The organism is Pantoea sp. KPR_PJ, from assembly GCF_041386365.1.
Lineage (GTDB): Bacteria > Pseudomonadota > Gammaproteobacteria > Enterobacterales > Enterobacteriaceae > Pantoea.
The window spans coordinates 40672-53886 of sequence record NZ_JABMIK010000006.1; the positions used below are offsets into that span (position 1 = coordinate 40672).

At 60.0% G+C, this 13215-nt stretch carries 8 protein-coding genes and 2 pseudogenes; 3 read left to right on the forward strand and 7 right to left on the reverse strand.

Annotated features, from left to right (window positions below):
- The first annotated feature begins 14 nt into the window (after positions 1-14).
- Positions 15-2744, forward strand: a complete 2730-nt coding sequence (barA, locus tag HP564_RS13770) for a two-component sensor histidine kinase BarA (RefSeq protein WP_371243913.1) — start codon at positions 15-17, stop codon at positions 2742-2744.
- Between the two features lie 132 nt (positions 2745-2876).
- On the opposite strand, the gene lplT is transcribed toward barA, so the two are convergent.
- From lplT to HP564_RS13790, 4 genes and pseudogenes are all read right to left on the reverse strand, one after another.
- Complete coding sequence (gene lplT, locus HP564_RS13775; protein WP_371243915.1) at positions 2877-4079, reverse strand: lysophospholipid transporter LplT; 1203 nt, start codon at positions 4077-4079, stop codon at positions 2877-2879.
- Positions 4076-6226: a bifunctional acyl-ACP--phospholipid O-acyltransferase/long-chain-fatty-acid--ACP ligase gene (aas, locus tag HP564_RS13780; protein ID WP_371243917.1), complete on the reverse strand. Its 2151-nt coding sequence runs from the start codon at positions 6224-6226 to the stop codon at positions 4076-4078. The genes lplT and aas overlap by 4 nt, the downstream gene beginning before the upstream one ends.
- Positions 6227-6303: 77 nt before the next feature.
- Positions 6304-6498 (reverse strand): annotated as a pseudogene (locus HP564_RS13785) (TolC family protein); the annotation flags it as partial.
- Positions 6492-6875, reverse strand: a pseudogene (locus tag HP564_RS13790) (biotin/lipoyl-binding protein); the annotation flags it as partial. The pseudogenes HP564_RS13790 and HP564_RS13785, both read right to left, overlap by 7 nt.
- Between HP564_RS13790 and HP564_RS13795 the strand changes: the two are divergent.
- Positions 6874-7050, forward strand: coding sequence for a hypothetical protein (locus HP564_RS13795; protein ID WP_371243919.1), 177 nt, complete (start codon positions 6874-6876; stop codon positions 7048-7050). The pseudogene HP564_RS13790 and the gene HP564_RS13795 sit on opposite strands and share 2 nt — an antisense overlap.
- A gap of 260 nt (positions 7051-7310) precedes the next feature.
- Here the strand turns inward: HP564_RS13795 and HP564_RS13800 are convergent, their stop codons facing one another.
- Together HP564_RS13800 and HP564_RS13805 are read right to left on the reverse strand one after the other, a co-directional pair.
- On the reverse strand, positions 7311-9038 hold the full coding sequence (locus HP564_RS13800; protein ID WP_371243921.1) for a penicillin-binding transpeptidase domain-containing protein: 1728 nt from the start codon (positions 9036-9038) through the stop codon (positions 7311-7313).
- 270 nt (positions 9039-9308) lie between these two features.
- Positions 9309-11582 (reverse strand): molybdopterin guanine dinucleotide-containing S/N-oxide reductase, encoded by a 2274-nt coding sequence (locus HP564_RS13805; protein ID WP_371243923.1) that lies wholly within the window; start codon positions 11580-11582, stop codon positions 9309-9311.
- A 179-nt stretch (positions 11583-11761) separates the two neighbouring features.
- Here HP564_RS13805 and galR point away from each other — a divergent pair, with 179 nt between their 5' ends.
- Positions 11762-12763, forward strand: a complete 1002-nt coding sequence (gene galR, locus HP564_RS13810) for an HTH-type transcriptional regulator GalR (RefSeq protein WP_371243925.1) — start codon at positions 11762-11764, stop codon at positions 12761-12763.
- Here the strand turns inward: galR and HP564_RS13815 are convergent.
- Positions 12760-13212, reverse strand: coding sequence for a GNAT family N-acetyltransferase (locus HP564_RS13815; protein WP_371243927.1), 453 nt, complete (start codon positions 13210-13212; stop codon positions 12760-12762). The two genes, galR and HP564_RS13815, sit on opposite strands and share 4 nt — an antisense overlap.
- Positions 13213-13215 lie beyond the last annotated feature (3 nt).

The following is a 13215-nucleotide window of genomic DNA, read 5'->3' on the forward strand; positions in this document are numbered from 1 at the left end:
AGCCGGCGACTATTATGACGAAATACAGCCTGCGGGCGCGAATGATGATTTTAATACTGGCTCCGACGCTGATGATCGGTCTGCTGCTTAGCTCATTTTTCGTGGTGCACCGCTACAACGAACTCCAGCAGCAGGTCGTGGATGCCGGAGCAAATATCATCGAACCGCTGGCGATCTCCAGCGAATACAGTATGACCTGGCACGACCAGGACGCCATCCGTGAACTGGTCAGTCTGCTGCATCGCCGCCACTCGGATATTGTCCGCGCCATCTCAATTTTCGACAACAATAACCGCCTCTATGTCACCTCGAATAACAACCAGAACCTGAGCCTGCTCCAGAAAGAGGATATTCAGACGCTGCCGGATGAGGTATCAATGGAGCGCCACGGTACGCTGCTTGTGCTGCGCACGCCCATCACCTCAGAGCGCTATGCGCTGGATGAGCAGCCTGACGAAAAGGCCAAGCCAGCAGGCAATCCACTCGGCTATGTCGCGATAGAGCTCGATCTTCAGTCGGTGCGCCTGCAGCAGTACAAAGAAGTTTTCGTCGCCACGCTGATGCTGCTGTTCTGCCTCTGTATCGCTATGCTGTTTGCCTATCGCCTGATGCGTGACGTCACCGGCCCCATTCGCAATATGGTCACCACCGTTGACCGCATTCGTCGTGGGCAGCTCGACAGCCGCGTCGAGGGTTATATGCTGGGCGAGCTCAGCACCCTGAAAAACGGCATTAACGCCATGGCGATGTCGCTCACCGCCTATCACGAAGAGATGCAGCACAATATTGACCAGGCGACCTGGGATCTGCGGGAAACGCTGGAGCAGTTAGAAATCCAGAATGTCGAGCTGGATCTGGCGAAAAAGCGCGCGCAGGAGGCGGCCCGTATCAAATCAGAGTTTCTGGCCAATATGTCGCACGAGCTGCGCACGCCGCTAAACGGCGTCATTGGCTTTACCCGGCAGATGCTGAAAACCTCGCTCGGCAGTACACAGCGTGATTACATGCAAACCATTGAGCGCTCAGCCAGTAATTTGCTCAGCATTATCAATGATGTTCTCGACTTCTCGAAGCTGGAAGCGGGCAAGCTGGTGCTGGAGTCGATCCCCTTCCCACTGCGCGCCACGCTGGATGAGACCGTGGTGCTGCTGGCACCCTCCGCGCACGACAAGGGCCTGGAGCTGACGGTGCTGTGCGACAGCAGCGTGCCGGACAATGTGATCGGCGACCCGCTGCGCCTGCAGCAGATCCTGATTAACCTGCTGGGCAATGCGATTAAATTTACCGAGCGCGGCACCATCAATCTGCGCGTCGAACAGCGTGCGGTCAGCGCCACGCGCGTGGAGCTGGAGATTCAGGTGCACGACACCGGCATCGGGATTTCGGAACAGCAGCAGACGCAGCTCTTTCAGGCGTTTCGCCAGGCAGACGCCAGTATTTCCCGCCGTCACGGCGGCACCGGCCTCGGACTGGTGATCACGCAAAAGCTGGTGAGCGAAATGGGCGGCGAGATTACCTTCCACAGCCGCATTAGCGAAGGGTCAACCTTCTGGGTGCGCGTCCAGCTCGATCTGAATCCCAACGCGCCGACGCTACCGCGCGCGCTGGATGCTCTGACACGTTCGCGCATGGCCTACGTCGAGGCGCACGCCGCTTCCGCCGATGCGGCACTAAAAATGCTGCGTATTACGCCGTTGCAGGTCGAGTACAGTGAAACGCTGTCCGGCCTGAGCGAGCCGCACTATCCGCTGCTACTGGTTGGCCTGCCTGTGACTGTTACCCAGCAGGAGCTGCTGGATGATGCCTTTATTGATGCCCTGCTCCACCGCGCCGACTGCGTGCTGCTGGCGCTGCCCAGCGCCATGATGCTGCTGGCAGATCGGCTAAAGCTGCGTGGCATTCACGGCTGCATGACCAAGCCCGTCTCCGCGACGCGACTGGTGCCGATGCTGGCCGATCTGCATACGCGCCAGCGCAGCGATCTGCCCGACCGCGTGCGCTTACCGCTGCGCGTGATGGCGGTGGATGACAATCCCGCCAACCTCAAGCTAATCGGTGCACTTTTGGAGGAGCAGGTTCAGCACATCCTGCTGTGTAACAACGCCGAACAGGCGATTGCCGCCGCACGCGCGCAGCCGCTGGATATTATCCTGATGGATATTCAGATGCCGGAAATTGACGGCATCCGCGCCAGTGAAATTATTCGCGGCCTGCCGCTAAACGCCAGCACGCCGATTGTCGCAGTGACGGCGCACGCGATTGACGGCGAGCGTGAACATTTAATTGCTGCCGGGATGAATGACTATCTGGCGAAACCCATTGATGAGAGCAAGCTGAGTCAGCTGCTGGCGCGCTACAGTCCCGCGCTGCCCGCAGTCACCACGCCGGTGCCAGCGGTTTCGCCGTCGCTCGACTGGGATCTGGCGCTGCGCCAGGCGGCGAACAAGCCCGATCTGGCGCGCGATCTGTTGAGAATGCTGCTCGATTTCCTGCCAGAGGTCCATGAAAAGCTCGATGCGTTTATGGCCGCAAACGACGTGCAGGGCTTACGCGAAATTATCCACAAGCTACACGGCAGCGCCAGCTACAGCGGGGTGCCGCGCATGAAGCAGCTCTGCCGCCAGCTGGAGCAGAATCTGCGCCAGAGCAGTGATATTGAGGCACTGGAGCCTGAGCTGCTGGAGTTGCAGGATGAAATGGAGAACGTGGCGCGCGAGGCGCGCAGACTGCTGGATAACGGCTAAGCCGAGACCGGATCGCCAGGGCGATACGCCCCGCACAAGGTATCCTGCCGCCGCACCCTACCCAGAGCAGCCGGCGTGCCGCCTGGCCAACGGGCAGGCGGCACGATTGACGACAGACTGGCACCCGCAGCGTTAACGCGCGGCCGTTTTCGGTCGCCACACCCAGAGCACTGCAATCGCCAGCGCAAACAGCACCCCAAAGCCGATGCCGGTGCCGACTGCGGGCGCGCCCGCTTTGACCGCCAGCGTATAGAGGCCCAGCATCACCAGCATGGCAATATTCTCGCCAAAATTCTGCACGGCAATGGCATTGCCCGCCCCGACGCTTGCCTTGCCGCGCGCCTGGAGTAGCGCATTGAGCGGCACGACAAAAAATCCTCCCAGCGCGCCGATCGCCATCAGCAGCAGATAAGCGCTGCTCAGCGAGTGCTGAACCGAGAAGATCACCACCATGACGCCAATCAGCACGCCAGCAGGCATGCAGCGGCGGACTGTCTCCAGCGTCACCAGCTTCGCCGCTGCGGCCGCGCCTGCCACGATGCCAATGGCCACCATCGCATTAAGCGTGGTGGGCGTCCTGTTATCAGTAATACCGAGCGCGACCGGCACCCACAGCACCAGCAGAAAACGCAACGTGACGCCCGCCCCCCAGAACAGGCTGGTGCCGAGCAGAGAAAAGCGGGTTTCAGCGTTGTGCCACAGCGTGGCACACGCATGGAAAAAACGGCGCAGCATAGCACTGACATGCCAGCTCTCCCCTGAACGCGCCGCCGCCAGCGCCGGAACAAACAGGTTCGCCACCACCGCCACCGCATAGGTGACGGCACAGACCACCAGCGCCGACAGCAGGCTCCAGTCAGCCAGCACGCCGCCCGACACCGACCCCAGCAGGATGGCAGCAATAGTCGAGCCCTCCATCATGCCGTTGGCTTTTACCAGTTTGTCGCCGGAGGTCAGTTCGGTAAGAATGCCATATTTGGCAGGCGAGTAAGCTGCCGCGCCAATACCCACCAGGGTATAGCCCGCGAAGGGACTGAAGCCAAAGCAGATCAGCAGCGCCCCCAGCAGCTTTAAGCTATTGGCGAACATCATTACACGGCCCTTCGCGAAGCTGTCCGCCATCTGACCGACAAACGGGGCCAGCAGTATGTAGGCCGCGACAAACAGCATCTGCATCACCGGCTGGCTCCAGTCAGGATAAAGCTGGCTTTTCAGCAGCGCCAGCGTGGCAAACAGCAGCGCATTATCGCCAAAGGCAGAAAAAAACTGCGCGCACATCACTGCCATCATCCCGCGCGAGGTCAGCGAGGCGTGCGGATCGTTAAGGCCACTCATGCCTGCTCCTCTTCCGCCATCTTTTTCAGGCTGACATAGTCTGGCTTGCCGCTGCCCAGCATCGGCAGCGGTTTTACCACACGAATATCGCGTGGCACGGCAAGCTCGGGTGCCCCCAGCTCGCGCGCCGCTTTTTGCAGCTGATCACGCTTCAGCTCGCTGTCGGTGGTGAACAGCACCAGCGCCTCGCCGCGGTTGCTGTCGGCGCGCAGCGATGCGGCGTGCTGTTTCTCCGGCGACGCTTTCAGCGCGAGTTGCTCCACGCTCTCCAGCGACACCATCTCACCGGCAATCTTGGCAAAGCGTTTGGCGCGACCCTGAATCTGGCAGAAGCCCCCCTCATCGAAACTGACAATATCGCCGGTGTCATACCAGCCCGCTTCCGGCTGCCCTTCGCCGTTATCGGCTGCGGGCGCTTCCAGCACGCCGGGATTTTCAACCCGCAGATAGCCTTTCATGATGTTCGGCCCGCGCAGCTGTAGCCGCCCGCCCTGCTCGATGCCCTCTACTGACATCAGGCGTGAATCCATACCCGGCAGAATGCGGCCAACCGTGTGCGCTTTCGCCGCCATCGGCACGTTGATCGCCACGACCGGCGCACATTCAGTGACGCCATAGCCCTCAAGGATGCGGATACCATACTTTTCCATATAGATCTGGCGCGTCGCCTCCTGCAACTTCTCAGCGCCTGCCACCACATAGCGCAGGCGGGCAAAATCGTAGGGTGCGGCGAAGCGCGCATAGTTACCGAGAAAGGTCGAGGTGCCAAACAGCACGGTGCAGTTACGGTCATAAACCAGCTCCGGCACGATGCGATAGTGCAGCGGGCTGGGATAGAGAAATACCTGTGCGCCGGTCATCAGCGGCGTAAACAGCCCCACCGTCAGGCCGAAAGCGTGGAACAGCGGCAGCGCCGACATAAATTTATCGCGCGGGGTAAAGTCTGCCACGGTGCGGATCTGCTCTACGTTGGCCAGCAGGCTTTTATGCGAGTGCACCACCCCTTTGGGATTGCCCTCAGAGCCAGAGGTAAACAGCACAATCGCGGCGTCTTCCGGCTGCTGCTTCACCTGCGCACGGCGCGGCATCAGCAGGTGGCCGAGGATCCAGAGCTTGTCCTGCATTGTCACGGTGTCGCGCAGATCTTCCAGATAGATCCACTCCACCTCGGTCAATCCCTGCGGCAGATGCCACAGATTGCCCTTATCCAGAAACTGTCGTGAGGTAAAGACGGTTTTCACCTGTGACGCGGTCAGCGCCGCACGCATCCCGTTAACGCCCGCCGTGTAATTAAGCATCGCCGGTACGCGGCCGCGCATTGACGCGCCGAGCACCGCCGCCGCCGTCACCGTTGCGTTGGGCAGCAGCAGGCCGATCCTTTCCCCCGGCTGGCTGTAGCGCTCAAGGATGCGCCCCACGCCCAGCACTTTTTTCAGCAGCCCGGTGTAGCTGTCAGATTTGAAATTCACGTCTTCAATGCAGGGTTTAAACAGGCCGTAACGGGTGCGGGCGTTAAGAAAGGCCTCGAAGAGCGTTTCGCGCGGGCGCACGGCCATACGCGCTTCCATCATAATATGGTGCAGATGCTCGCCCGCCAGCTGTCGGCGGTCACGCGCGCGTTTAGCCTCCGGCATCGGAATGTGCGTAGCGGGCAGCAGTGTCAGGGTGATACGGGGAAACAGACGCCGTTTAAAGATGCCAGCCAGGCGGCCAAACGGCGAATACTCAGCGCCCTCAATACGTACCGGCACCACGCTGGCCGCGGATTTAGCCGCAACGAAGCCTGCACCGCTGTAGATTTTCATTAGTGACCCGGTGACGGTAATGCGCCCTTCCGGAAAGATCACCACCGGACGGCCGCTGTCGATCAGTCGCACCAGCTGTTTGATCGACATGGGACGCGTGGGATCGAGCGGCACAAAGTCGATCAGCGGCTTGATCAGCCGCATGTACCACTGCTCGCTGATGGTGGAATAGACGGCAAATACCGGCCTGACCGGGAGAAACAGCGCCAGCAGCACGCCATCAATAAATGACATGTGGTTGGGGGTGATAAGCACTTTTTCCTTGTGCAGCGCGGCGGGATCGCCGCGCAGTTCAACCCGCCACAGCAGGCGGCAGACCAGACGTAAAAAGGTAAATAACATGCCAGCTCCTTAGCACCGTTAAAAAGGTTCCTAACGATGCAGGATCTGACGGCATTCGACAAGCGCCAGCGCGAGAATTACTGCCCCGCGCGCCAGCCGCCGCCTAGCGCGGCAACCAGCGCCACGCTGGTCACCCACTGTGTACTTTGCAGCGTCAGCAGGCTCTGCTGTGCGCTCAGGCTACTGCTCTCAGTGGTGGCCACGTCGAGATAGTCGATCATCCCGGCGTCATACTGGTTGCGTGTGACGCGCGCCGACGCACGGGCAGCGTCGCCTCAAAGCTGCGCGGATCGATTTGCGCCAGCAGCTGGCCCGCCTCCACCTTCTGCCCTTCAGTGAAGTAAAATTTCTCCAGCTGACCGTCAACGCGGCTGGTGACGGTAACGCTGGCGTTGGGGATCACGATGCCGAGCGCGCTGAGATAAACCGGCTCGTCGGCGATGGTCGCGACACCGCTATGTACTAGGGGTGCCCCGCCGCCCATCATCGCCCTGCCCGGCGGCCCGCTGTGCGCCCCCTGCGGCAGGCTGCCCGGCTTTTTGCCCACCGGCAGCACGCGCCAGAGCACGCCAGCGATCATCACAACCCGGATGAATAACAGAAGCCGCTTAAACCAGCGGGAACGAGAAGAGCGGGACAGATTCGTCATGATGAACGTTTTGCCAAAGAGAAAAGTAAAAACCCCTCTGCAATTCAGCACATTATCAGGTGTTTCAGCTATCACGCTGGCTATTATCCACGACAGCCTGGTCGTTTTTCCGTCGGCAAACCCTAAGGATGGCGTTAAGAAAAATCAGGCTTTGCTGCCGCAATGTCGTGCGTGAAGGTCGCCTCTGCGTAAAGGCGGATACGGGCAAAAAGAGAAAAAAAAACCCACGCATCCGCGTGGGTTGGTGCAATAAACGGATGGATTATCCTCGCGGATAGCGCTGCCTGGAGCAGCCTGTTTTCGCACCGATCAATACCTCTGGGACCGCTATCCTCGCATTCTGTGGCGCAACAGGACAGCGCGAAAACGCAACGGAGTTCGCCGAAATGAAACCAGGTATGAATAAGTTCCCTACCCGGTTACACCCTGATTTTATTAGGATTTATCTGAAGACTTACTGTAGATTGCGTCTGGCGCGATGTTCATGTGCTTCAGTACTGGCCCCATGATGTTGCCGAAGACGGGCGCCGCTACCGAGCCACCAAAGTGCGCGCCTGCGGTAGGGTGGTTAATCATGACCACCAGCGCAACTTCCGGATGGCTGGCAGGCGCGATACCGGCGGTGTAGTTGATATAGCCACCGTCATATTTGCCGCTGGATCCCATCTTTTCAGCCGTACCGGTTTTGGTCGCCAGCCGGTAGCCCGGCACCGCGGCTTTGGTACCGGTGCCTCCCGGCAGCACGTCGCTCTCCAGCATATGCACCACCTCTTTTACCGTTTCCGGATTGGCCACCTGCGTGCCAAGTACCGGCGGCGTTACGCGGGTAATTGACAGCGGACGATAGACGCCGAATGAGCCCAGCGTGGCGTATTCACGCGCGATCTGCAGCGGCGTCACGCGCAGGCCGTAGCCGAAGGAGAAGGTGGCGCGCTCGATATCGGCCCAGCGCTGACGGTGCGCCGGAAAGTAGCCAACGCTCTCGCCAGTAAGTCCCAGGCCAGTCGGTTTGCCCAGCCCGAACGCCTGATAGGTATTGACCAGCGCCTCGGCAGGCATCGCCAACGCGATATGAGAGACGCCGATGTCGCTCGATTTTTGCAGAATGCCGGTCATCGTCAGGCGCGGCCAGTGGCCGACATCGCGGATCAGGTGGCCGTTCACGCTGTACGGCGTGGTATCAATCACCGAGTCCGGGCGCACCAGGTGACGCTCCAGTCCCTCCATCACCACCAGCGGCTTCACCGTCGAACCCGGCTCATAGCTGTCGTTAATGGCTGCATTGCGCATCTGGGCAGGCGTGGCGCCGTCATAGTTATTGGGGTTAAACGACGGGTAGGAAGCCATGCCAAGAATTTCACCGGTATCGATCTTTATCAGCACCGCTGCGCCAGAGTCCGCCTTATTAAGCAGTACCCCGTCGCGCAGTTTGCTGTAGAGCGTGTATTGATCGAACTTGTCGATACTGAGCTGCACCGTCGGCGGCTGCGTCGGCGGCGTATAGCTCAGCATGGAGATAATGTTGCCTGCGGCGTCCTGGCGGTAAACCTCTTTGCCCGGCACGCCCTGCAAGATTTTGTCATAGCCTTTTTCCAGCCCGTTCAGACCGGTGTTGTCCGCGCCAACAATGCCAATAAGCGGCGCCGCCGCTTCGCTCATCGGGTAGAAACGGCTGTCGTCATAAACTTCGCTGATCCCCTTCAGATGCAGTTCGGCAATATCTTTCGCAATGCCCAGCTCAACCTTGCGGCCCAGATAGAGAAAGCGGCGTTTGGGATTGGCGGTGATCTGCGCGACGATCTGCTCAGGGCGCATGTTAAGCGCCGAGGCCAGGTAGGCCCATTTGGCACTGAGAAAATCGGGGTTTGCTTCCAGCACGCGCAGCGGATCGGCAATCACGTCGCGCGACGGCACTGAGAGCGCCAGCGCTTCACCGTTGCGGTCCAGCAGGGTGCCACGGTTAGTCGGCAGCGTCACGGTGCGTAATGAGCGCTGATCCGCCTCATGTTCCAGCATGGGCTGGTTGAGAAACTGCAAATCGGCAATACGCGCCATCAGTATTACCATGCAGGTTATTACGCCAAGGCAGATCAGGCGAAAACGAAACGGGTTAAAAGGAGCTTTGATCTGGTCTTTTCCCAGTAGTTTTTTTATCCGGGGCATAGCAATCCGCTGCGTAAAAAAATAAAAATGTCCAGGCGAGCAGTTATAAAGAAAGCATTCCGTCGTTAACAGGAAAACTGTGTATCAGTTCGTAATCGATGCGGCAGGCAAAAAAAACCTGCGCATCTGCGCAGGTCGGTGTAATCAAGAAAATCTGTTGATGTTCACCCATCAATACCTCTGGGACCCTGACTGTAGCAAGGCCACAAGCTGGGCTGCCATCACCTAAAAGCAACAGTGTCCGGCAAAATGTAACCAGCCATGAGTTTATTAGGTGATTTTGCAAACCTGATGCTTTTTGATCTCCACCAGACAGCTCATGGCGTTGGGGCCCTGCGTCAGCGACGAGGTCCCGATATCCAGTGTCAGCACATTGGGATTGCCCGCGCGGTCAAACGGCTGCCATTCTGCGCCAAAGCCGGGATCGAACCAGGCACCGGTGGCGACAATCACCACGCCAGGCGTCAGTCCGTCGGTCAGGCGCACCCCAGCCAGCATCCTGCCGCGCGCATTGTAGACCTCTATCTCATCCCCCTCTGTCAGGCCACGCGGCGCGGCATCGTGCGGATGCATGTAGAGCGTTTCATGCCCGGCAGTTTTGTTGCCCTGCACGCTGGGCGTCGCATCCAGCTGGCTGTGGAGCCGATCGGCGGGCTGAATAGAGATCATATGCAGCGGGAACTGCTCGCTCAGCGCCGCGCCCAGCCACTCCTGCGGCTCGCGCCACTCGGGATGACCGGCAAAATCGTCCAGCTGATAGTCGGCGAGGGTCTGACTAAAGAGTTCGATTTTGCCGCTGGCGGTCTGAATCGGGTGGCTCACCGGGTCGGCGCGGAAATCATCCATAAAGACATAGGGCTTGCCGCCCTCCGGGATCTCCACAAAGCCGCGCGACCAGAACTCGCCAAACTCGGGGAAGGCAATCCCTTTACGCGCGTGCGCCACGGCGCACTGCTGGTAAAGATGTTCAATCCACTGGCGCTCGTTGCGCCCCTCGGTAAACGACTCGCGATAGCCGAGACGCTCCGCCAGGTCTGCGAAAATGTCGAAGTCATTGCGTGCCTGGTACTGCGGTTTAACCGCCTGATGCATTGCCAGCACAAAGCGATCGCGCGAAGAGCCGCCAATATCGTTGCGCTCAAGCGTGGTAGTGGCGGGCAGCACAATGTCCGCCATCTGCGCGGCGGGCGTCCAGACGATATCCTGCACCACCACGGTGTCGGGCTTCTGCCAGCCCTCTGCCAGCCGGTTGAGCTGCTGATGGTGGTGGAAGGGATTACCGCCCGCCCAGTGCACCAGATGAATATCGGGATAGTGCAGCGTCTCGCCCTGAAAGGTATAGGCCTGGCCGGGGTTGAGCAGCATATCGCTGATGCGCGCCACCGGTATCGACAGGCCAGAGGGATTGGGGCCGGTCGCCATCAACGGCGCAGGACCGTCCTGACGCGGGTTGCCGACGCTGTTCATTGAGCCGTGACCGAAAGAGAAGCCTGCGCCAGGCAGGCCTGGCTGGCCGAGCATCGACGACAGCGCAATCATCATCCAGTAGGGCTGTTCGCCGCGATGGGCGCGCTGCACCGAGTAGGCGCAGGTGATAAAGCTGCGTTTGCCAGCCAGCTGTTCTGCCAGGCGCACGATGCGCGCCGGCGGGATGCCGGTGATGCGGCTCGCCCAGCCTGCTGTTTTCGCCACGCCGTCGCTTTCGCCCAGCAGGTAGGCGCGCAGCTGCGGCCAGCCGGTGCAATGGCTGGCCAGAAACGCCTCGTCCACCGCGTTGCGGCGGGTAATTTCATAGCCCAGCGCCAGCATCAGCGCCACATCAGTGTTAGGACGAATTGGGATCCAGTCAGCGTTAACCAGCGCTGGACAGTCGTCGCGCATCGGGCTGACATTGATAACCGGCGTGCCTCTGGCCGCCAGCTGCTCCAGCGCCGGCTTCAGAGTGTGCTGACCCGCGCCGCCCGACGCCACCTGCGCATTTTTCAGCGCCAGGCCGCCAAAGGCAACAACGATCTCAGCGTGTTCCACGACCTGCGGCCAGTCGGTAACGCGACCGGTCAGCGGCATATAGGTACCAATCACGTAGGGCAGGAAGAACTGTGCTGCCCCCCAGCTATAGTTGCCCTGCTGGTCAACCCCGCCGCCGCCCTGAAAGTAGAAGCGGCGGACCAGGGTGCGCGCGTGGTTAACGCGGCCCGCCGACGACCAGCCATAGGAGCCATTGAAAATGCCCGAGGCACCGTAGCGTTCGCGGACGCGGCGGTTTTCATCCGCCACCAGATCCAGCGCGGTCTCCCAGTCGACGGCGACAAAATCTTCACGGCCGCGCAGCGTGCGATCGCTGTTCTCGCGCGACTTCAGCCAGGAGCGGCGCACCATCGGCTGACGGATACGCCTGTCAGAGTAGACCAGCTCGGGAAGGGTGTTCAGCATCGGCGACGGATCGGCGTCAGCGAAAAACGGCTCGCAGCCGATCAGGCGATCGTTTTCAGTCACGGCGGTAAATGCGCCCCAGTGCGCCAGATGTGGCACTCGCTTTTTCATGGTTTCGTTTCGTGGCAGGTAAAGGAAAAAGGCAGGATACCATGCGCTCCTCTGCCAGGTTAAGCCTCTCCTTTCGCCCCTTTTTGCGACGGCGCAGACATTCTGCTGGCTTGATGTAAGCGCCCTTTTCCGTAACACTGCTGGCATGTGTAAACGTTTTCCCTACTACAGGTCGACGCATGGCTACCATTAAGGATGTTGCCAGACTGGCGGGAGTCTCCGTCGCCACGGTTTCCCGTGTGATTAACAATTCGCCAAAAGCCAGCGAGAACTCGCGCCAGGCCGTCAGCCAGGCCATGGACGAGCTTCAGTATCACCCCAATGCCAATGCGCGCGCGCTGGCCCAGCAGTCAACCGAGACGCTGGGCCTGGTCGTCGGCGACGTTTCCGACCCGTTTTTCGGTGCTATGGTGAAAGCGGTCGATGAGGTTGCGGGGCAGACCGGTAACTTTTTGCTGATTGGTAACGGTTACCATAATGAGCAAAAAGAGCGGCAGGCCATTGAGCAGCTGATGCGCCACCGCTGCGCGGCGCTGGTGGTGCATGCAAAAAAAATTCCCGACGCCGAGCTGGAAATATTAATGAAGCAGGTGCCCGGCATGGTGCTGCTGAACCGTCTTCTGAAAGGGTTTGAACAGCGCTGCATTGCGCTGGATGACCGCTATGGTGCCTGGCTGGCCACGCGCCATCTGATTCAACAAGGACATCAGCACATCGCTTTTATCTGCTCGACTCACCCGATTTCTGACTCTGAGGATCGCCTGCAGGGTTACTACGACGCGCTGAAAGAGCATGGCCTGCCCTGCAATGATCGGCTGGTGGCGCTTGGCGAGCCAGATGAAACCGGCGGTGAACAGGCGATGACGGAGCTGTTGGGACGCGGCCGCAACTTTACCGCCGTCGCCTGCTATAACGATTCGATGGCTGCGGGGGCGCTGGCGGTACTGAGTGATAACGGCGTGCGCGTGCCGGAAGAGATGTCACTGATTGGTTTTGATGATGTGCTGGTGTCGCGCTATGTGCGTCCGCGCTTAACCACGGTGCGCTATCCCATTGTGACCATGGCGCAACAGGCCGCGGAACTGGCGCTGGCGCTGGCGCACGCCCAGCCGCTGCCTGAAGTCACCTATATGTTTAGCCCGACGCTGGTGCGGCGGCATTCGGTGAGCGGGCCGGCTTAGAGCGCGCGCTGGTAGAGCCGGACGGTTTTATCAGGGTAATCGAGCGCCTCGCCTGCCGGTGTCCAGCCAAAGCGCTCATAGTAGTCGCCAAAAGTGGACCAGAGCCAGAGCTGACGATGGCCGCGCTGCTGCGCATAGTCGATGACGTGCTGCTGTAGCGCCATACTCAGGCCACTGCCGCGTGCGCATTCATCGACGTAGAGCGCGGCGAGCCAGGGAAAAAGATCCTGGCGGCTAATAAGGTCGCAGCGCCAGAATCCTGCCGTGCCCACCGCCCTGCCCGCGTCATCGATAGCAACGAAGGTGACCGGAAATGCCGCTCCCAGCAGTGAACTGTTCACGACACTGGCCATAAAGTCACGGCTGTTCTCTGCGTCAAAGGCGCGCCATAGCCAGTCAATAATCTGTTCAGCGTGCTGCGGTGCCTCGTGTAAAGAGAGAATGTTCACCTT

Coding starts and splice junctions, on each gene's coding strand:
- barA (WP_371243913.1), top strand. CDS start 15: ATGACGAAATACAGCCTGCGGGCGCGAATGATGATTTTAATACTGGCT.
- lplT (WP_371243915.1), bottom strand. CDS start 4,079: ATGAGTGGCCTTAACGATCCGCACGCCTCGCTGACCTCGCGCGGGATG.
- aas (WP_371243917.1), bottom strand. CDS start 6,226: ATGTTATTTACCTTTTTACGTCTGGTCTGCCGCCTGCTGTGGCGGGTT.
- HP564_RS13795 (WP_371243919.1), top strand. CDS start 6,874: ATGATGAACGTTTTGCCAAAGAGAAAAGTAAAAACCCCTCTGCAATTC.
- HP564_RS13800 (WP_371243921.1), bottom strand. CDS start 9,038: ATGCCCCGGATAAAAAAACTACTGGGAAAAGACCAGATCAAAGCTCCT.
- HP564_RS13805 (WP_371243923.1), bottom strand. CDS start 11,582: ATGAAAAAGCGAGTGCCACATCTGGCGCACTGGGGCGCATTTACCGCC.
- galR (WP_371243925.1), top strand. CDS start 11,762: ATGGCTACCATTAAGGATGTTGCCAGACTGGCGGGAGTCTCCGTCGCC.